Genomic DNA, 19,339 nt, shown 5'->3' on the forward strand with positions numbered 1-19,339 from the left:
TGGAGCGTTAGCTGGATTGGGAGTCACCTTGGATGGTGACTCCCTTTTTTATGCTGCGTGACAATAGGCTATAATCTTTCCGTTTACGACGATGTTCGGGAAGGAATATTCGCCTTATGAAGCAGGGCTTTGACAACGCGAAGTATATTGAGCTGCAGTCCAACAACATTAGGAAGCGCATCGCGCAGTTTGGCGGCAAACTGTATTTGGAATTTGGCGGCAAACTGTTCGACGATTATCACGCTTCGCGCGTATTGCCAGGCTTCGAGCCGGACGTGAAATTCCAAATGCTCAAAAGCATGGCCAATGATGTAGAAATCGTTATCGCCATCAATGCCAATCACATTGAAAAAGCGAAAATGCGCGGCGACCTCGGTATTCCATACGACGAGGATGTGCTGCGACTCATTGACGTCTTCCGCTCCCACGGCCTCTACGTAGGTTCAGTGGTGCTCACCCAGTATGCGGGTCAGCCTGCCGCCAACGCATACCGTCACCGTCTCGAACAGTTGGGCGTCACATGCTATCTGCATTATCCGATCGCCGGATATCCGCACGATATCGAGCATATTGTTTCTCAAGAAGGCTACGGCAAGAACGATTACATTGAAACAAGCCGCCCACTGGTAGTCGTCACCGCGCCAGGTCCAGGTTCCGGCAAACTCGCCACATGCCTGTCCCAGCTGTACCACGAGCATCAGCGTGGCATCGAAGCCGGATACGCCAAATACGAGACGTTCCCGATTTGGAATCTGCCGCTCAACCATCCGGTGAACATCGCCTATGAAGCCGCCACCGCCGATCTCGACGATGCGAACATCATCGACCCATTCCATCTTGAGACATACGGCAAAACCACCGTCAACTACAACCGTGACGTTGAAGCATTCCCCGTGCTCAAAGCCATGATGGAGCGAATCATGGGGGAGAGCCCATACCAAAGCCCCACCGATATGGGCGTCAATATGGCCGGCTATGCCATCGTGGATGATGACGCTTGCCGTGAAGCCTCCCGATTGGAAATCGTGCGCCGATACTTCGCTGCCGCTGAGCGCGTAAAGCGTACCGGAACTGGTGAAGAACAAGTAGAACGCTTGCGTTCAATCATGAACAAGGCTGACGTAACGCCTAATTTGTCTCCGGCTCGAGCTGCAGCGCTTGACAAGGAAGCAGCTACAGGCGCGCCAGCCGGTGCGATGGTATTGCCGGACGGCAGTGTGGTTACTGGTAAAACCGGTGATTTGCTTGGCGCAGCCAGCGCACTGCTTATGCATGCGCTGAAAGCCGTCACTGGAGTAGACGATACGGAGCAAGTCATCGATGATGCAGCGATTGAGCCAATCTGCCAGTTGAAGACGGAACATCTCAACAGTGCAAACCGACGCCTGCATTCCGACGAAACGCTGATCGCATTATCCATCACCAGTGCCACCAGCCCGGTAGCGGCCCGCGTTATTGCCGGGCTCGAACAATTGCGCGGCTGTGATGCCTTCTTCTCAGTAATTATCTCCTCTACCGATGAGGCGCTGTACCGCAAACTCGGCATTAACGTATGCTGCGAACCCAAGTACGAGCGTGTAAGCCTGTACCACAAGTAAGCAAATAAACAAGCAAGTTCAGCAAGCCCTGCGAAACCCAAATAATTCTGGGATTCGCAGGGCTTGCTGTGTCTGTGCCTATTGATGTAATAACCAACCGAGAGAGCGACTGAAAAGAGAATAAGAGAACAAGCCAGTGGCAACAGCAGTTCACGGACGTTATATAGGCGTCAATGGTATTAAAGGTTTGGCAATTATCGCCATCGTGCTATATCACACACAACAGCAAATGCTGCCAGGCGGATTCTACGGCGTCGATGTATTCTTCACCATTTCAGGATTTTTGATTGGCATAAGCCTACTGCGGTCGCTATTCAACACCGGCTCACTGCGCCTTGACCGATACATTACTAAACGCGCCGCGCGACTCTACCCAGCACTGTTCTTCATGGTTCCCATCATGGTATCTGTGGGATGGTTGTACGACCATGACATTCTAGTATCCATACGCAACCAAATCATCACAGTGTTGTTGGGCTGCTATAACTGGTACGCCATCGCAGGTGGGCAAAGCTATTTTGACCAGATGAACCCGCAGGTATTCCGCCATTTATGGTTCATCAGCGTGCTGATGCAGTTCTACGTTATTGTGCCGCTGATTACATGGCTAATGTGGCGGATTCGCCGGGCGAGTGCTGTTTGTATTCCATTGATACTAGCTGCTATAAGCGGTGTGCTGATGTGGGTGCTGTACACGCCTGGTGCCGATCCCACGCGCGTGTACTTCGGTACGGATACCCATGGGTTTGGATTAATGCTGGGCGTTGCCTTGGCTTGGCTGGTTATTCGTTATGAACAGCGGCATCCACGCTTACCGCGAATCGTTCGCACTGTACCGTATCCAGATGGCACATCTGTGCCTGTTGCCTTGCCCAAAGTGCCTCAGCCGATACGCATTCGCATGTGGAGGGCTATTGCTCCTCTGCTCGCTTTCATTAGCTTGGTTATTCTTGTTGTGATGACTATTGCCGGAAAGCAGAATGATTTTGCTTTCCGCGGCGGCATCATGCTTGCCAGCGTGCTCGCGGTCGTGCTGATTGCAGGAACAATTTGCGAGGATTCCTGGATGCAGGATCTGATGGTGTTCCTGCCGCTCGCAGGTTTAGGCAAATACTCATACGGCATTTATCTATGGCATTGGCCGCTGTGGATCGTGTCCCTTGCCGTAGCACCGCAAATAATACCGGCGCGCGGACCTTGGCCATTACTCATGACTGCCATATTGACAGCGATTGCTGCAACTGCATCATGGATTCTGGTGGAGCGTCCGGCAGGTGTCCGTTCGGCACTGTTCGTTATTCTGCCAATTCACAACGCCACGCCAGGGCATATTGTTCGCGCGGTGATAGTGGATGTGCTTGTAGCCGTATCGGTATTCGGCTGCGTGCAAGGTGTGGCTCATGCTCCAACGCAAACCGTTATGCAGCAGGAGCTTGAGGAACAGGCCAGACGATTGGAAGCGGAACAGCAACGCACAGGCGATTTGCTGCGCAATGATGTTCCTGAACCACCACAGCCGCCTCAGCCTCGATACACCATGCCTACAGGCGATCAGATTACAGCTGTCGGTGATTCTGTGATGCTGGCATCTTCGCAAGGCCTATCAGCAGTGTTTCCCGGCATTCAGATTGATGCTGATGTGTCCCGTTCGATGATTGCGGGTGCCAGCATCATCAAGAATGATGTTGCATCCGGTACGTTGCGCCAATGGGTGTTTGTTGGTTTAGGTACCAATACCGCCGCCAATACTGGGCAGTTGGATACTATTTATAACCAGCTAGGTCCAGATCGCATTATGGTGCTCATTAACGCGCATGGTGATCGTTCTTGGATCGGTCCTACTAACCAAGTGTTGTCTGACTATGCCAATGCGCATAACAACAATGTGATATTGGTCGACTGGGATGCCGCAGCGAACGCGAATCCTCAAGTATTGGGCTCCGATGGAATTCACCCGAAGGGCGGTAGCGACCTGTATGCGCAGACCGTCAAACAGACCATATCTGATTGGATCGCCAATACTCATTAACCGGCTGTATGCACAGTTGGTAAACAGTAGGCGACGCAGCTGTGTATCCCAGTCGCCAAGAGCAGCTATGCTTAGGATTTGCATCAGCGAGACCACACGTTGGGAGTAATGGTGAGCGCAATCCTTGAAGGAAAGCCTGATAAGAACCTGATTCTCGTTACGGGAAGAATTCATCCGAAATTGGCCGAAGATGTTGCACAGCAACTCGGCATCGATCTGCTGGAAACCACGGCATACGATTTCGCCAACGGCGAGATGTACGTGCGTTACACCGAATCGGTCCGTGGTGCGGATGTTTTCGTCCTGCAAAGCCACTATCAGCCGATTAACAAGGCCATTATGGAACAGCTCATCATGATTGATGCGCTGAAGCGTGCCTCCGCACGCTCCATCACAGCCGTATGCCCGCTGGTCGGTTATTCCCGCCAGGATAAGAAGCACCGCGGCCGTGAGCCAATTTCCTGCCGTCTGATTTTCGACCTGCTCAAGACCGCAGGCGCAGACCGCATCATGTCCGTCGACCTTCATGCCGCACAGTCTCAGGGCTTCTTCGACGGCCCGGTCGATCATCTGATCGCCATGCCTGTGCTGGTTGATTACATTCGCGATCGTTTCCAGGGCCAGCTCGATAACGTTGCTGTCGTTTCCCCGGATGCCGGTCGTATCCGCGTTGCAGAGCAGTGGGCTCAGCGCCTTGGCGGCGGCCCGCTCGCCTTCGTGCACAAGACACGCGATATTACGCGCCCGAACCAGGCTGTAGCCAACCGCGTGGTTGGTGACGTCAAGGGCAAGGATTGTGTGCTCGTGGATGATTTGATCGACACTGCTGGCACCATCGCCGGCGCATGCCACGTACTGCAGGATGCCGGCGCAAAGTCGGTGACCGTAGTCGCCACGCACGGCGTACTGTCTGGCCCTGCAGTGGAGCGCCTGAAGAATTGCGGCGCTCGCGAAGTAGTGCTTACCGACACGGTTCCGATTCCAGAAGAGAAGCGTTGGGATGGTCTGACTGTGCTGTCCATCGCGCCACTCCTGGCCAGCGCCATTCGCGCGGTCTTCGAGGACGGTTCTGTTGCCGAATTGTTCGATACCTACCCGGAACACCACGGTCAGGGCTTCCTGTTCGCGTGACGCATCGGCTATCGGCGAACGCGCGAATGGTCGCGATGCTGCTTCGTGAAACAAGCAATATTACGGTAGACACGACGCGACATGGCGGCGTCATTCGACAAATGCCGAATATATGGTATAAATGAACACTTGTGGGTGAAAAACCCACGATTCCCCCATGGTGTAATGGCAGCACACGGGTCTTTGGAACCCTTTGTCTTGGTTCGAGTCCAGGTGGGGGAGCTCAAAACGGTTCCGAGGTGAACGCCTCAGGACCGCGCATGGCCCCGGGAAATCGAGGTCGTAAGGCATCACGAGAGCGCGTGGACCGGTAGCGGCCCCGCGCTCTTTTCCGTTCTCGGGGTCATCAGGCTTCACGATGTAGCGAGGCCCGGCAGCACCGGCAAGCTGTGCATTATCAGGTGCGACATCATGTCGCACCTGATAATGCGATTGACTTCCGTTGCTGATGATGGAAAGCGGCATGACAAGTTCCGCTACCGAAATATCAAAGAAATCTGCGGCATTGGCTATATCGGACATAGTCCAATCCGTCCTCCGGTTGATTTTTCGGCTTAATCCGCTCTGGGCTATTCCGAGCTTTTCCGCAAAATCTTCTTGCCTCGTTGAATAGGCGGCCATAAGTATTCTTATATTCTTCGTCACAGTGTCCTGCAGTTGCAGTGCTGCCTGAGAATTAACCTGACTAGAAATCTTCATACTTATATTTTATATAAGTACTTTTGAATAATCCACTCTAAGTGCTAGTCTTATGCGTATGGCGCATAAGACTGTTACAAGTAATAGAATCGATGTTCTGAGAAAACAGAAGGAGATGACACAAGAGGAGCTGGCGAATTGTTTGGGAGTCAAGCAGGCGTCTATTTCTAGGAAGCTTGCAGGTGTGATTCCGTTCAGTGTGCAGGAAGTGAAAGCTTGTGTATCTATTTTTCATACGTCGGCTGACTATTTGTATGGGTTATCCGACATTCCAGACGAGCGTAGTGACATGAACCCGAGAGAGACCGGTCCCGAATATGAGTGAGAGAGTGCTGTGGATTCGCCTGTATGTGACCGGACCTACTCCATCGTCGGGCGAGGTCGTGGGGCTGCGCATTGAAAATCGTCAGATTCACAGGGTGCTGTTTGATGCTTTTTTCCGGCCATCCGCCGAGCGGGAATGGGATATGCTCCCGACCGAGAATGGCGTCGTGGATTTGCGCGACAGGCTTCATATCAGCATCTACATCACGCCCATCGAACTGATTCTTTCCCAGGCCACCATAATCCGGGGCGACTGCGTAGAACGAGACCTGATGTTCCTCCAGGCAGCAGGGATTCACATAGAGAAGCCGGTAGTAGCGCGAAGCATACAAGCCGAGCATAGAAGAAGACTTGCGCAAGGGATTGCCGTCCCCGCGCACACCCAGGAGCTGGATTGCCGTCCAATCCCGGGCGCACTGGAAACCATCCAATAACCCAATTCCATCCAAGAACCCAGAGAGCAGAGAGAAACCAGAATGTCAGATAAGAATATCCGACAGCAGCCCCGCCGCGGTCTCGCGGCGGGTGCCTGCCACCGTGAGTACGACCTCGGACGCAAAGCTGCGTCCATCGTCCGACATGGCATCAGCCAGTATCAGAGCGGAGGAGAAACCAGGGTCACGCAATTCCTTCGAAGTGATCCCGATGGACAACGCCCAACGGACGCCGTCATCGAACGCGAGATCGGAGCCAACCGTGTAAGGACGAACAAAGGCGCCTCCGGAAATCACGTCACGGTAAGCCATCCACGCAAGGGATGCACGCTCTCGGAGGGGAAGACAGCCGCGACCCTCAAGCAGATTCCCATACATAAGACCTGTGACGGCAAGCTGCGTGGAAGTCGGCTCGTGATAGGCGGCGATAACACCCTGAAGCCAATCGCGGCGACGGAACTCAAGCCCGTGGAGTCCCCGGCGCTTGAGAACGGAGACGAAGCCCGCGTCCGAGGAATCCTTCATGATGACCGCCGATCAATAGACGTAAACGATATCCAGTTAACCAGCCCACATGACTGCAATCCGATATCGGAGTCTGAGAACGGAAGCGGATAAAAAGAATGCCCTCACATGAATTGCCGTTCACGTGAGGGCGATGGTCCCATCCTTTAACCCATTTGCATTGCCCCTAACCGGACGAATCCGGTTCGGGAGAGGAACCAAACCAACCCGATGAAGAGGAGCCGCCTCCGAGAAAACCGATCGAACAGAAACCTCAATCAATCACATCGAAAGCAAAAACCACTATCAAAGGATCAGCATGACCAATTCTTACATCAACCCCACCCAGCAGTCCACCGATAAGAACGAATATTCACAGGAAGCGTCCGCAATGCAGGACGTGGAAATCGTGGACGCCGACCTCGTCGAGAATGACGAGGAGCAAGGGGCCCCGGAACCCATCCGTATCATCGAACAGCCCGAACCTCAGGAGCTCACGGTCGGTGACGCTGTCATCGAATACGCGCAGAATACTCTGCCGGTAAGCGTCGGGGAGAATGTATTCGGAAGCCGATTCACCCGAGAAGAAGCGGAAAAACTCATCGCCGACATCCAAGAGCAACTGTACGAGACCGCTAAATCACAGCAGAAGCTACATGAATCAATCAATGAGGCATTCAACGGCCGAGCATGGATCGCCCTTGGGTATGAACGGGGAGAAGCCGGCTGGCTCAAGATGTGCAAGGAAAAGTTCACCCCAGACGCGATTCGTTTCACCGTGCAGCAACGCACCAACCTGGTCCTCTCCTTCCAGACAGACCCCATCAGCAACCGCGCACTGGCAGGCGCATTAGGCGTTACCGAAATAACAGTACGACGCGCGTTGAAACAAACGGCAGCGTCCCGTCAGGCAAACAAGCCTAAGCCGATTGTTGGGTCGGATGGTAAGCGTTACACGGTCAAGGAACTTTCCGATTCCGAACGTCGGGAGCTTGACGCGAAGATCTACGACATGAACATGCCCAAGGACGAGGGCGGCCAGGGCATGACCCAACAGGAGATCGCGGCGAAACTCGACATGGCGCAATCCACGGTCTGCGCGTCGATCAAGCGAGAGAACACGCGCCGCATGAGCGAGGGACTCAAGGAGATAACCCCGGCGGCCGGAGTTTCGGAAGAGGTCGGCATGATAGACGACGACCAGCAGCTCGATGTGGACGCGCCAGCCATCAGCATCGATGACCGCTACTTCATGGACGCATTCCGCCAGGTGGCCTCCACCGCAGCCTCCAGCTTCCAGCAGCTCGTGGAATTCATGAGCGGCGACCAATGGCAGCCAGGCACGGAAACCGTGGACATGATCATGGACCGCAGCAGCGACGACATGACCAGCATCCTCTCGAACATCTGCACATACCTCAGACTCCTCGACAAGGACATCGACGAACTCTGGCCGGATGACGAGGACGGATCCAACCCCGAACAGGACGAGGTGATCAACCTGTTCGAACAGATCTTCACGGTCGCCAAGGAAATCGCCTGAACGAAACCAGAAGCGGGAACACAACCCCCGAGGACAGACGGGGCAGTTAGGAGAGACCAATCATGAACAAGCAGAACAAGACCAGGACCACCGGAAGCGTGAGCATGCTGCCCGGCGTCACCGTGGGCGTTATGATCGCGATCATCGCGTTCGTCCTATCATTCGACGCGCTACGGCTCGTGTTCGTGGCCAGCGGCATCAACCCGATGCTCTCATGGGGAGGACCACTTTGCGTGGACGGAACGATCCTCCTGTGCACATGGGCCACATGGGGATTCCGAAAAGGACACATCCGCGGCCGCTGGTACCCCTGGGCGGGACTGGTCATGTTCAGCCTGTTCAGCGTGACAGGCAACGCATTGCACGCGTGGCTCAACGCAGGCGGCAGGCTCCCCATGTGGGGAGCTCCCGCGATCATGAGCATCCCGCCCATCGCGCTCCTCTACTCGACGCACCTGATCGTCATTATCGCAGGCGACCGGCAGGACAAGATCACCCGGGCCATCAACGACATGACGGACACCGATGCCGACCCTGAACCCTCCATAGTGAAAAACACCACCACTGAGCCCGAGAAGCCGTTCAAGTCGGTCGAAGAAGAGAAACGCACAGTGTCAAGCGGAAGCCTCACGGCGGAAAACGAACCCGACGTCGTGGATGACCTGTTCGCACGGTTCGAACCCATGGCCAATACGCCGCACGATGTGGAGGACCGTCCGTTCGACCAGGAACGACACCAGACGAGTGAACCGCTCATCCAACCCCAGCCACGCATCATGGCCCGCATACCCGAACCCGAACCGGAACATGAAACCGTCCAATCCGAAACGTCGACGGAACCTAAGCCCGAAACGGAAGCAACGAGCATTCCGGTGCAGCCAAGCGGAAAACCGGTCAGGAAGAACACGAAGCGCGAAAACAGCGCACGCGAGACCGAGACGCGCGACGCCGCCGCAGCAGGAGAGGGGAGCGGGAACCCTTCCGGTGATGCCGGCCCAAAAGCCCCGGACGCTCCTGAACTCGGGTTCGACCCCGAACCATGGCGCCAATGGGCCCGGGACATGAAACAGCAGGGCCTGCCGGTAACCGCCACCACAGCCCACGAGAACGGGCCGGCAACCAGCCTGAGAACCGCGAAACGCCGTCTGGCGGACCTGCGCAAGGTCTGGCCCGACGAGTTTTGACACAGAAAAAACAATCCATCGATCCCACCGGGAAGTGATCGGTCATGAGAAAAGCAAGCAAGGAGACCGTGAACGTCATGATGACGCTCACCTGTAACGAGGTGACCGTCTCCGAGTTCACCGCCGCACTGGAAGACAACCGCGGACGCGTGCGCAAATGCCTCGGCTCCGACTGGCAGTGGGCCGAGAACGAGATCATGAGCGATCTGGCGATGCGCACCCTGAAACGCCTCGACTACTGGCATCGCACCAACACGACCAGCCTGCCCGCGTTCATCAACCAACTCGTCCCCACCACCGTGGGCGAATGGCTCAAAACGCAACGCCCCAAACACCGTTCTGGCATGACCCAGGCACCCGAACGGCAGGCGGGCAGGCTCAAACCACCCACGGATCCCAACGACAGACAGGCATGGGAGGAATACCGGCGCCGCGAACAAACACTCGCCGACTCCGACGTGATATGCGAGGCGGCCGACGTGTTCGAGTCACGCGAAAGCCTTGACGGCGGGAACGGACTGGCCGCCGTGGGCGACACGGAATCATACCGGCGCTGGAGCATGCCCGACGGGGAAGGCGACTCCACGCGGATCAGCGCCGAATACCAGCAGGACATGAAGGCACTCGAATACGCGGTCACCGCCCGATGGGGACTGGAGGCATGGCGTCGCATCGTCAACCGCTGCATGACATCCAACCGCGCCATGCCCCTCCTACGGGAGATACGGCACTGGCTCCAAGCCCACCACGAACGCAAACGCATCGACTTCGACCAATACCCGTACCTGACCGCCTGCGCGACACGCAAACCCGCTATCGGACCCGATCGACGCAAGAACAGGTGAACGTCACGTGAAACCACCGTCTCGACCGCAACGAAGCGGAACCGAAACGGAAAAACAACCCACGAACAGGAAGGACACCCCCATCATGAACCCCACGGCGATCACGCGGACCGAGCAACGGAACGAACCCGAACCCATCACCCAACAGTTCCCACGGGTCGATGACCAGACCAGGCCGAACATCGGAAGATACCAGGCCGACCTGCTCCTCGACATGACCCTCCAGGCATGGAGACGCCTCGGCATCGAGTTCCCCACGGCACGAGGCAACGACTGGCAGTGGATCAGGATGATCCTCGCCCTGCCGGAACACACCACGTTCATCACCCCCAAAGGAGACGAACAGGCCGTATACGCGATGGCCGCCGACGAACACTGGTTCGGCCGCTGGCACGACATACTCAAAACCCGCGTCCAGAACATCCTCGACCAGCTCGTCCGCAACGACCGGATCATCCTCGAACTCGACCCGGAAATGTGGCTGAACATGCCATCAACGGAACTATGCGAACAGGTCAGGAACCGGCACGACCCCACACGCAACAACCTCACCGACAGTATCCAACCCATAACGGGATGGTGGTGACCATGGAAGAGGAACGAAGCGAACGAAAAATCATCGAATTCCTCGCATGCAACACCTCGTTCGATGGCCGTGACGACCTGCAATGGGAGCTACGACGCGAATATTGGCGCGCGGGAACCCAATCCCATGGTGAGGCGGTAGAAGCGTGCATACGACTCGCACGCTCATGCGGCATAACGGACCCCATCTACAAAGGGCCGGACGATCCAAACAGGCCGCGCATCGAATACCGAAGACCAGCACAAGGAAAGAACACGAGATGAGCGTCACCATCATCAGGGACGAGCACGGGACCGTGGACACGCAGGCCATGGCCCTCGAACGACTCGGCAGCATCACCGGCTTCGAACCCGGCAAACCCATGGACGCGGAACAATTCGTCGCCATATGGACCGACGGATGGAACCAGAGCATGGAGACCGCCACCTACATCGAGGAAAGAATCAACCGCGACGACCTCACGGAAGACGCCCCACAGAACGGAAGGGGATTGTTCAGCCATGCAGGATGATAAGCCGACAGCCCCCAACGGCGACGGACGACCCGGAGCGACCCATGGAAGCCTTGAACCCACCAGCAAGGCATTGGACCGGCTCGCACGGGAATACCGGCAACGACACCACGACGAACGGAAGGAGGAACAACGATGACCGCGGGAACATTGGAAAAGGTATACGGGTTGAGCGACCCCAGACTCACCCCGGCCGCCGGAGCCGTGCTCGCCTACTACGCGTACCGCTCCTACTATCCTGACGGCAGATGCGCATGGCCCGCCACGGCGAAGGTAGCCGAATCATGCTTCATGGACAAGAAGACCGTGATAAGGGCCCGCGACCTGCTCATCGAACTCGGATACATGCGCGTGGCCCCCGACCAGACCTGGAACGCGCGCGACGCGGAAACCGGCGAATGGAAACGCAAGAACAACCGCACCACCGTATACGACGTGCTCATCGAGAACTTCCACGGAGTCATGGACGCCTCGGAGGAAGGAAGGGCCGAACGAGAAGAGGAACGCCGCGAAACCACGGAAACACTGCAGGAGAGTTCCGCGAAGCCAAGGAAAAAGGAGGGTCAGAATGTCACCCCTCGCAAAAACGGCGGAAAACCAACGAAACGGAGAGGGGGCAGAATGTCACCCCTCGCAAACGGGCACGCATCCGAGCCGGAACCTAATGGTGACATTCTGTCCAGCGAAAGGGGTCAGAATGTCACCCTACTAACTAATAACCAACTAGTTTCCCCTTTGCCACCTTCGGTGGCATCTCCCCGTGGCGGGGAGAGCCACGCCGAAACGGGAAACCAAACCACAGTCGAAAACGCGACGCCGCAACCGGAGGCGGAAACCGACGACGGCTCATGGCAGACGGCCGAAACATCCGACCCCGGCAAGGCTCCGGCACGCATGAGGGCGGAATGGCTGCTCGACCGGCTCGAGGCCCGACGCCATGCCATGGGGCTGACCGTGCGCGCACGATCCCGACGTGACCTCGACGCCGTGACACGGCTCGTGGAACGACTCGACGCCGCAGGCGAGGACGCGAACACGCTCATGGCCCGGATCCTCGACCATGCGCTCGAATCCGACTGGCAGGCCAAACGCATCGACACGGGCCGACGCTTCGCGCGCCTGTTCGACCAGCTCAGGGACGACATGACCATCGACCGGCGCAACCTGGAACGCCGACGCATGCAATCCGCCACCACCGCCGAGCAGACGGATCCCGACCATGAAGCCGGATCCGAGCCGGAGCGACGCGAACAGGCGCAACGGGAACGCGCCATGGCCGTCCTGCGCGGACGACTCGGGACGGAACCTGAAGCGAACCCGAACGCCGCCATGCGAAGCCTCGCCCAAAAGCTCGAGGAAACACCGACCGAACCCGATCCCGAAACCCTCGAACGACTCATCGCGACGGCGATCCAGGACGGCCGCGAGGCCACGCTGCGCAAACGGACCATCCAGGCCGAACAGGAAGACCGGATTGAGGAATACCGGGCCATGCACGGCGGCAGCTGCTTCGCAGGCAACTGGAGCAAAGCGGAAGCCGCATGACCTGACACGAGCCGGCATTATCAGGTGCGACATAATGTCGCACCTGATAATGCGAGCCATATCGCCGAACCAAGGAAAACGCTGCCAGCCATTATCAGGTGTCCCAACATGGGACACCTGATAATCCAAGATCTCTCGGTCGGCCCGCAGAAGCCGTGAAACCCCCGATATAGCGGGAAACAAGGGTGAACGCGAAGGGACGGGGACGAGGACGCGAACGGTGCGCCCACCCCATCCCGGAAACGAGGAAACCACCATGGGAGCAAGAAGAAAACCCGTCACCCTCGCACAACTGGCAGGGCAGGAACACAGGCCGCTCGACCGAATCGTGCAGGCGGCGAACCGCTGCGGAATCCAAGGCGCGCACGCCACGCTGCGCGTCACCGCCAACCAGGCCGCGGAGATCATCCGGCAACTCGACATCGAGGACTGGGACCGATGAACGGGCAACGGGAACGCGACTGGCGCGTATCCATCAGCGTGAGCATGAACGGCCGGAGCATGCCCGTGACGCACATCGGCCACGGAACCCACGGCAACACGACCATCGACTACATCGACACGACCCTGAGCCGCGACGACGCGGACCACGTCCTCAACGCCCTGGACCTGGCATCCGAACGGCTCCACGCCATATACGACGGCATGACGGACGGGAGGAAGGCATGAACGGGGGATCATTCACCGAACGCCAGATGGCATGGCTCAGCCAACTCGCCGCAGTCAGAAGGGTGAGCCGCACACGCATCTACTACACCGAGGAATTCAAACAGGCCACCATACGCCGATACCGCAACGGCGAACACCCCGTGGACATCTTCCGCGAGGCCGGACTGGATCCCGCGGTCATCGGCCACAAACGCATCGAACGATGCATCAACCGGTGGAAGGACGAACCCATCCTCCCGCCAACCACCATCGATGACAATCCGATCACCCCGCGCAACGCGTTCCAGGAATCCCAGCCGACACCAGGCAAGGCATGGGACCTGCTGATCGACAACGAACGCCGACTCGACCGCATCGAGGCCAGAATCCTCGAGATTGAAAAGAAAATCGAAGACGGGAGCCGTCCATGAGCATCACCATCAGAACGGCGGCACCGGTCGAAGGACTCGAACGCATATTCACCCAACTCAAAACCTCGCCGAGCATCGACCTCGCCGTCCAGGGATACGAGCTCGAAGACCTGGCGAAACGACTCAAAGCATGCGACCTGACCCTCGCCGAATGCGTGGCCGGACTACGCATCCTGAACGGGACCGTCACCGGACTCGAGGAACGCGCATGGAGGATACGCCTCCAGATCAACGCGCTCGGCCGCACCCAACCAGCCATAACGACGACAAGACCCGGCACGACCACCACGGAAAGGACCACCACGAACACATGGAACCCATGGAACGACTGAACACCAGAGCGGGAAGACTGTTCATGGGAGCCCTGGCCCGCATCGAAACCGACACCCGCGTCACCATCCGCCAACTCACCCGCAAACCACGCGGATGGCACCTGGGGCAGGAAGACATGGAAAGCCCCCTGCTCGACATACTGCCCGACCGATACGCGGACCGATACGACCGCGACTTCGCATACCGGATGCTCGGCTCCATCATCCGCCTGCGCGAACGCCTCAACGAACCCCACGCCGACCACCACGCGCACAGCGTCATCGAGGAGATACTCATCCGATCCGCCATACGCGACATCGAACAGGACACGCACGAGGATCCCGACAGCCTCGAGGACTGGCTCGAGGACTGGCTGGGAGACCTCGACATCGACCTCCTCTACGATCCACGCCAGGACGAGAACATGCTCGGCTCGGGATACGGAAACGGAACCGGCGACATGAGATTCAACCACTGGTTCGACGACCAATACTGGACCGACAACGAGGAAAACGAGGGAACCGAATGAACGAGAACCGAACAAAAGCCATAATCCTCGCCATCGCATGCCTCGGCATACTCCTCCTCCTCACGGTCGAATGCATAGCCATGCCCCGACTCGGATGGCTATGGGTCATCACCGGCGTCATCGTCCTCATCCTCCTCACCGCATGCATCATCATCGCGATCAGGTCGAAACGATGATGGGCCCCGTGACCGCGGCGCACCCCATCACGGTGAACGGCCGAACCGTAAGATTCACCGTCGACCAATGGGTACGCCGACACCTCAAACCGGGCATGTTCGAGGGAATGCGCAGACACCTCATGAACCAGCGCGGCATCGCATGGCACAACGACCCCAACCGAGGAGGCATACGCAACGGCATCGAACGATGGACCATGCTCGCGGGACGCCACCCCAACGGCGGCACCGGCGTCACCCTCGAAACCCCGGACGGAACCCGACTCGACATCAGCCTCGAACTCGACGGAGCGATACCACCGGAAGGACGATTCTGGGAAAACCCGGCACACGAATACCCGATCCTCGAAGCCGAACGCGCCCGCATCATCCACCCGGTCGAACCCGCCATCGAGAACAACGGACCCTACGGAGCCATCTCACGACTCATGGAATTCAACGAACCCTACCTCACCATCATCGAACAGGAAACACTCACAAACCAGAAAAGGAACAACCGGACACAACCACCGCGAACACCCCCAACGAACACGCGTTATCGGACAGGCGAAGAGTGAAAACACCGGAAGATCAAAGAGAAATACCGGCTCCTTCTTCCACGCCATACGGCAACGGGCCGTATGGAAGCGCACCGATACCAATACGGTGGCATGCTCCGGGCCACGCGCGAAAACAGGAGCGAACCGCCGTGCGGACGGCACACCAACACCATCCACACGGCAAACGCCCACGTAGCTCAGAGGACAGAGCACCGGCCCCCGAAGCCGGAAGCCGCCAGTTCGAACCTGGCCATGGGCGCGGCGAACCCGAACAACACGGGAACGCAAGCGCAAAAACGATTCGATGGTTCACCAGGGCAAGCCTCCAAGCCCACGCGCGAAAACAGGAGGCACGCGGCATTCGTACAACGGCCAGTACACGGGCTTCCCAAGCCCGGAACACGGGTTCGACCCCCGTATGCCGCTCGCATGCGGCGTCAACGCCACCCTCGGCCCCTGGCCGGCCGAACGGAACGATGGAGGGCCAAGACTTAGGGTATGCGATCGAAGACCCTCCAGCGCCGCACGCACCGCCCCGGTAGCTCAACGGATAGAGCCACGGTTTCCTAAACCGCGGGCAGCCGGTCCGACTCCGGCCCGGGGCACGCGCACCGCACAAGGCGACGCGAAGCGCACGACCATTAGGCTGCATCCCCGCCGATCCGGGATGCGCGCGACAACGGATCGGAACGCCGCAGTAGCTCAGCAGGCAGAGCGGCCGCCTCGTAAGCGGCAGGTCGCCGGATCATACCCGGCCTGCGGCTCCAACAACAAAACCAAGGAACCGACATGGCGGACGAGAAGCAACGAATAATCCGAATGCTCGAACAGGGCGCAACACCCCAGCAGACGGCAAGAAGCATGAACGTCAGCCTCGGCACCATCTACGCAATCCGCAACGAGACCGAACCAAACCATCTACCCACGAGACGAACCAGCTACGAAAACCTCAGACAAGGCATCGCCGAATGGCTATGGAACACCAGCCTGCGCGACGAGGACATCGAAGCCCTCGCGGGATACCTGTACTGGAACCACTGCACGCCACTCACCAACAGGAAAGGGAAAACCCAATGACCGGCCGACACGTCAAGGAACGCAACATGACACATCCCAACCCAATCACGGCAACAGGCCTCTACCTCACACAGACGATAAGCGAACTCAGAAAAACGGTCACACCCACCGGCCGGCAGCTCACCGCATGGAGCATGGGCGTGCTCGCATTCGTCGGAATGCTCATGCTCGCCGTCACCGGCATGGACCTCGGCCTCGGCCGGCTCACGCTCCTCATCTTCGGGTGACCGATGGGAGTCCATCCAATCGCCTGGGGCGTCATCATCTGGCTGCTCACGATGCTCATCATGTTCACCATCCTCGCATTAAGAACCCACGACCGTTACGAACTGCGCTTCTACCTACGCTGCACCGCCGGAAGCCTCACCATCCTCATCATCCTCATACCCATATTCCTACTGGAGGGATTCATCCCATGGCCGTTCTGAACAAGACGAAAACGATCCTGCACGCCGACTACGCGAGCGGCGCCACGCTCACCGGCCCCATCCAAGTGGATGAAGGCAACATCTACATCGCATTGGACGGCACCACGGGCCTGTGCGTGCAGCATCACGACGGGCGGCTCGCACCCGGCATCGTCGCCATCCGCTCCGGAACGACGCTCACCGTGCCGGTCCCGACCCATCCGGGCTTGTGGGTCGACACGTCAGACTGGAAATGGTTCGTGTTCCCCAGACCATCCGGCCTGTGGGCGAGCATGTTCGGCACGGACGACAGGTGGGTGGAACCCGATCCACCCATTTCGGTCACGGATCCATCGTTCACCGAATGCGGGCCATTCCACCCCTACCGGCCGGAGGAACCATGATGGACGGATTCACACTGCTGCCCGCGCCGAAACGAACCATGCAAGCCATTCCGGAACCTCCAAGCTCCGCGCTCGAGAATCCGCAGCGTTTCCACGACTGGATCAAGGCCGTCTATGAAACCCACGCATGGGAGGAGTACGGCGACGGCATCAAGGCATGGAGCCGGTGGTGCCGGAAGCACGCCGCACCCCTGCTGGGCGACCTGGATACCGGATCCCGCAACAGGCTGATCCTCATGTTCCAAGGGGATATGCCGACCCGCTGGCTGGCCGCCGTATTCGAAGTCCGTGGCGTCACGGTCGGAACCGTGATCCGCCGAACACGCAAGACAAGGAGCAAAGCATGAAAGGATTGGACCTGCATTTCGGCGAATACGGGGAGACCACTCTCTCATTCACCCCGGGAGCCGCACCGGGAGACCAGCAGCCCACGTTGAAAATCACCCTCGACGAAGACACATACTACCTATACGAACGCGACTGGCGGCCGCTGCTCGACCTGCTGAAGACCATGGACCGGTACGACCATGACTATCAGGCAAGCCCATACGCGGCCATGATCAAGGCATTGAACATCGCCGAACTCGCCCTGCACCGGGGGGTATGCGACACCTACACGGATAAGAACCATTGCGACGAACGCAACAGCCTGAACCAGGCGGTCGCGTTCATCGAACTCGCGCAATGCGCAGTGGACGAAGCCTACAAGCGCCACAAAACCACGGAAACACAATGACCGGGCATTGGGTGGAGGACGAGACCCCTCCTGTCATCCTCATGGACACGCGCACCCCGCCCATGTGGGATGGGGTCAGCATGGAATGGCTCGACTGGACACCACCCCTGACCGGCTTCCTGTGCGCCAACAACGATCTGCTGAAAACCAGCATCTGTCCGAAATGCCGGCACCCGTGGCAGCCCTGGTGGACGCGAGGCCATGAAAACGGCTGGAAGCTCAAACATCACAGCCGTCTGCAGGTGGACCTGGAACGCTGCGGATGGTGCAACCTCACCCTGGCCATCAGCCGATGGGAGAGCCAAGAACCACAGGAATGGGTGCTGGACGAAAACGACTACAAGGAACAGCCATGAGCCGGCACTACAAGATCATCAAACAAGGAAGAACCATGACGGCGCGCACGTTCCTCCTCCCATGCCTGTGGCTCGTCGAAACCGACTGCCCCGCACCCAGAGGATACGAAGGGCCGATCCTCTCACTCCACCGATACGGACACGCATGGGGGCTGAGCCCGTCGAACGCGTTCAAAGAAGCCGACCGGCAGATCGGGCTCAGCATCAACGAATACGAGAAATGGATGGAGAAGGAAGCCTGAGCATCGGAAGACAATCAGGGCCGGATGAGGTTCTTCTCGATTTGGGCCGCTGCGTTGTGATGACGGTTGTCATCTCGCCCCCTCGCCATCGGAGACTTCGGGAGCGGAGCGACGCCTGAACAAGGCGTCTTGGCCGCCGTCACCGGAATCGGGCATAATCCCGCGTCGGGAGCGGCACAGCCCCCATCTCCAGATGTCGAGCGAGGTCGCGGAACCCGGAAGACCGGTGATGCTGCATTCCACCTCCTCGGATGCGGTCTCCGGCATCAGGAGAGATAGCGGGGATACCTCCAGGGCCAAGGCAAGCGCCGTCAGGTCATCCACCGTGACCCGGCGGAGCCCTATCTCGATGTTACGCAGCTGCGTATGGACGATGGGGTGGCCAGCAGCCGCCAAACGCCCGGCGAGCGTCCTGTATGAAAGGCCCAACGCCTTCCTGTATCTGGCAACGTTCGCGGCGACGATGCTTCCCGTGGCCTCGATTTCCCTCTGCGTCATGCAATCCATCATAGGGCACCGATATCGAACGGTCGATGTGTGAGCTATTTG

28 protein-coding genes, 5 tRNA genes and 1 pseudogene are annotated in these 19,339 nt (G+C 58.2%); 31 read left to right on the top strand and 3 right to left on the bottom strand.

Annotated features, from left to right (window positions below; genetic code table 11):
* The first annotated feature begins 116 nt into the window (after positions 1-116).
* The 4 genes from BISA_RS04205 (at position 117) to BISA_RS04220 (ending at position 4,980) form a co-directional block, all read left to right on the top strand.
* Positions 117-1,598, top strand: coding sequence for a DUF1846 domain-containing protein (locus BISA_RS04205; RefSeq protein WP_033890394.1), 1,482 nt, complete (start codon positions 117-119; stop codon positions 1,596-1,598).
* A gap of 136 nt (positions 1,599-1,734) precedes the next feature.
* A complete protein-coding gene (locus BISA_RS04210; RefSeq protein ID WP_033890396.1) occupies positions 1,735-3,627 on the top strand; it encodes an acyltransferase family protein in 1,893 nt (630 codons plus the stop codon).
* 108 nt (positions 3,628-3,735) lie between these two features.
* Entirely contained in the window at positions 3,736-4,758 is a 1,023-nt protein-coding gene (locus BISA_RS04215; protein ID WP_033890397.1) for a ribose-phosphate diphosphokinase, read from the top strand.
* Between the two features lie 151 nt (positions 4,759-4,909).
* A tRNA-Gln gene (locus BISA_RS04220) sits at positions 4,910-4,980 on the top strand.
* Positions 4,981-5,235: 255 nt separating this feature from the next.
* On the opposite strand, the pseudogene BISA_RS13580 reads toward BISA_RS04220, so the two are convergent.
* Positions 5,236-5,457, bottom strand: a pseudogene (locus tag BISA_RS13580) (helix-turn-helix domain-containing protein); the annotation flags it as partial.
* Positions 5,458-5,515: 58 nt separating this feature from the next.
* Between BISA_RS13580 and BISA_RS04225 the strand changes: the two are divergent.
* Both BISA_RS04225 and BISA_RS04230 read left to right on the top strand, forming a co-directional pair.
* A complete protein-coding gene (locus BISA_RS04225) occupies positions 5,516-5,782 on the top strand; it encodes a helix-turn-helix transcriptional regulator (RefSeq protein ID WP_161786497.1) in 267 nt (88 codons plus the stop codon).
* Complete coding sequence (locus tag BISA_RS04230; protein WP_033890400.1) at positions 5,775-6,215, top strand: hypothetical protein; 441 nt, start codon at positions 5,775-5,777, stop codon at positions 6,213-6,215. Before BISA_RS04225 ends, BISA_RS04230 begins: the two co-directional genes overlap by 8 nt.
* A gap of 45 nt (positions 6,216-6,260) precedes the next feature.
* On the opposite strand, the gene BISA_RS04235 is transcribed toward BISA_RS04230, so the two are convergent.
* Positions 6,261-6,740 (bottom strand): hypothetical protein, encoded by a 480-nt coding sequence (locus tag BISA_RS04235; protein ID WP_033890401.1) that lies wholly within the window; start codon positions 6,738-6,740, stop codon positions 6,261-6,263.
* A gap of 298 nt (positions 6,741-7,038) precedes the next feature.
* Between BISA_RS04235 and BISA_RS04240 the strand changes: the two genes are divergently transcribed.
* From BISA_RS04240 to BISA_RS04360, 25 genes are all read left to right on the top strand, one after another.
* Positions 7,039-8,262, top strand: a complete 1,224-nt coding sequence (locus BISA_RS04240; protein WP_033890402.1) for a hypothetical protein — start codon at positions 7,039-7,041, stop codon at positions 8,260-8,262.
* Positions 8,263-8,324: 62 nt separating this feature from the next.
* Positions 8,325-9,446 (top strand): DUF2637 domain-containing protein, encoded by a 1,122-nt coding sequence (locus tag BISA_RS04245; RefSeq protein WP_033890403.1) that lies wholly within the window; start codon positions 8,325-8,327, stop codon positions 9,444-9,446.
* A 77-nt stretch (positions 9,447-9,523) separates the two neighbouring features.
* A complete protein-coding gene (locus BISA_RS04250) occupies positions 9,524-10,291 on the top strand; it encodes a hypothetical protein (protein ID WP_051917329.1) in 768 nt (255 codons plus the stop codon).
* Positions 10,292-10,376: 85 nt separating this feature from the next.
* A complete protein-coding gene (locus BISA_RS04255; RefSeq protein WP_051917330.1) occupies positions 10,377-10,877 on the top strand; it encodes a hypothetical protein in 501 nt (166 codons plus the stop codon).
* Between the two features lie 259 nt (positions 10,878-11,136).
* Positions 11,137-11,388 (top strand): hypothetical protein, encoded by a 252-nt coding sequence (locus BISA_RS04260; RefSeq protein WP_033890404.1) that lies wholly within the window; start codon positions 11,137-11,139, stop codon positions 11,386-11,388.
* Between the two features lie 135 nt (positions 11,389-11,523).
* Entirely contained in the window at positions 11,524-12,933 is a 1,410-nt protein-coding gene (locus BISA_RS04265) for a helix-turn-helix domain-containing protein (RefSeq protein WP_051917331.1), read from the top strand.
* A gap of 256 nt (positions 12,934-13,189) precedes the next feature.
* Positions 13,190-13,375: a hypothetical protein gene (locus tag BISA_RS04270; RefSeq protein ID WP_033890405.1), complete on the top strand. Its 186-nt coding sequence runs from the start codon at positions 13,190-13,192 to the stop codon at positions 13,373-13,375.
* Complete coding sequence (locus BISA_RS04275; protein WP_033890406.1) at positions 13,372-13,602, top strand: hypothetical protein; 231 nt, start codon at positions 13,372-13,374, stop codon at positions 13,600-13,602. The genes BISA_RS04270 and BISA_RS04275 overlap by 4 nt, the downstream gene beginning before the upstream one ends.
* The gene (locus BISA_RS13225) at positions 13,599-14,012 is read left to right on the top strand and encodes an HTH domain-containing protein (RefSeq protein ID WP_033890407.1); all 414 of its coding nucleotides are present in this window, start codon (positions 13,599-13,601) and stop codon (positions 14,010-14,012) included. Before BISA_RS04275 ends, BISA_RS13225 begins: the two co-directional genes overlap by 4 nt.
* Positions 14,009-14,344, top strand: coding sequence for a hypothetical protein (locus BISA_RS04285; protein WP_033890409.1), 336 nt, complete (start codon positions 14,009-14,011; stop codon positions 14,342-14,344). Before BISA_RS13225 ends, BISA_RS04285 begins: the two co-directional genes overlap by 4 nt.
* On the top strand, positions 14,323-14,853 hold the full coding sequence (locus BISA_RS12805) for a hypothetical protein (RefSeq protein WP_033890410.1): 531 nt from the start codon (positions 14,323-14,325) through the stop codon (positions 14,851-14,853). Before BISA_RS04285 ends, BISA_RS12805 begins: the two co-directional genes overlap by 22 nt.
* The gene (locus tag BISA_RS04295; RefSeq protein ID WP_033890411.1) at positions 14,850-15,029 is read left to right on the top strand and encodes a hypothetical protein; all 180 of its coding nucleotides are present in this window, start codon (positions 14,850-14,852) and stop codon (positions 15,027-15,029) included. Before BISA_RS12805 ends, BISA_RS04295 begins: the two co-directional genes overlap by 4 nt.
* The gene (locus tag BISA_RS04300; RefSeq protein WP_193349254.1) at positions 14,996-15,586 is read left to right on the top strand and encodes a hypothetical protein; all 591 of its coding nucleotides are present in this window, start codon (positions 14,996-14,998) and stop codon (positions 15,584-15,586) included. The genes BISA_RS04295 and BISA_RS04300 overlap by 34 nt, the downstream gene beginning before the upstream one ends.
* A 168-nt stretch (positions 15,587-15,754) precedes the next feature.
* Positions 15,755-15,827, top strand: a tRNA-Arg gene (locus BISA_RS04305).
* A 95-nt stretch (positions 15,828-15,922) separates the two neighbouring features.
* A tRNA-Gly gene (locus BISA_RS04310) sits at positions 15,923-15,994 on the top strand.
* Between the two features lie 106 nt (positions 15,995-16,100).
* Positions 16,101-16,173, top strand: a tRNA-Arg gene (locus BISA_RS04315).
* Between the two features lie 86 nt (positions 16,174-16,259).
* Positions 16,260-16,335, top strand: a tRNA-Thr gene (locus BISA_RS04320).
* A gap of 22 nt (positions 16,336-16,357) precedes the next feature.
* Complete coding sequence (locus tag BISA_RS04325; protein WP_033890413.1) at positions 16,358-16,645, top strand: helix-turn-helix domain-containing protein; 288 nt, start codon at positions 16,358-16,360, stop codon at positions 16,643-16,645.
* A gap of 26 nt (positions 16,646-16,671) precedes the next feature.
* The gene (gene secE / locus BISA_RS13315) at positions 16,672-16,872 is read left to right on the top strand and encodes a preprotein translocase subunit SecE (RefSeq protein ID WP_033890477.1); all 201 of its coding nucleotides are present in this window, start codon (positions 16,672-16,674) and stop codon (positions 16,870-16,872) included.
* Between the two features lie 3 nt (positions 16,873-16,875).
* Entirely contained in the window at positions 16,876-17,073 is a 198-nt protein-coding gene (locus tag BISA_RS12810; protein WP_033890414.1) for a hypothetical protein, read from the top strand.
* Entirely contained in the window at positions 17,061-17,456 is a 396-nt protein-coding gene (locus BISA_RS04340; RefSeq protein WP_033890415.1) for a hypothetical protein, read from the top strand. Before BISA_RS12810 ends, BISA_RS04340 begins: the two co-directional genes overlap by 13 nt.
* Positions 17,453-17,803, top strand: coding sequence for a hypothetical protein (locus tag BISA_RS04345; protein ID WP_156099587.1), 351 nt, complete (start codon positions 17,453-17,455; stop codon positions 17,801-17,803). Before BISA_RS04340 ends, BISA_RS04345 begins: the two co-directional genes overlap by 4 nt.
* A complete protein-coding gene (locus tag BISA_RS04350) occupies positions 17,800-18,192 on the top strand; it encodes an uS11 family ribosomal protein (RefSeq protein WP_033890417.1) in 393 nt (130 codons plus the stop codon). The genes BISA_RS04345 and BISA_RS04350 overlap by 4 nt, the downstream gene beginning before the upstream one ends.
* On the top strand, positions 18,189-18,548 hold the full coding sequence (locus tag BISA_RS04355; RefSeq protein WP_051917332.1) for a hypothetical protein: 360 nt from the start codon (positions 18,189-18,191) through the stop codon (positions 18,546-18,548). Before BISA_RS04350 ends, BISA_RS04355 begins: the two co-directional genes overlap by 4 nt.
* On the top strand, positions 18,545-18,790 hold the full coding sequence (locus BISA_RS04360) for a hypothetical protein (protein WP_033890418.1): 246 nt from the start codon (positions 18,545-18,547) through the stop codon (positions 18,788-18,790). Before BISA_RS04355 ends, BISA_RS04360 begins: the two co-directional genes overlap by 4 nt.
* A gap of 69 nt (positions 18,791-18,859) precedes the next feature.
* Here BISA_RS04360 and BISA_RS13230 read toward each other — a convergent pair whose 3' ends face one another.
* Positions 18,860-19,288, bottom strand: a complete 429-nt coding sequence (locus tag BISA_RS13230) for a helix-turn-helix domain-containing protein (protein ID WP_051917333.1) — start codon at positions 19,286-19,288, stop codon at positions 18,860-18,862.
* Positions 19,289-19,339 lie beyond the last annotated feature (51 nt).

This window comes from Bifidobacterium saguini DSM 23967, from assembly GCF_000741715.1.
Taxonomy (GTDB): Bacteria; Actinomycetota; Actinomycetes; order Actinomycetales; family Bifidobacteriaceae; genus Bifidobacterium; species Bifidobacterium saguini.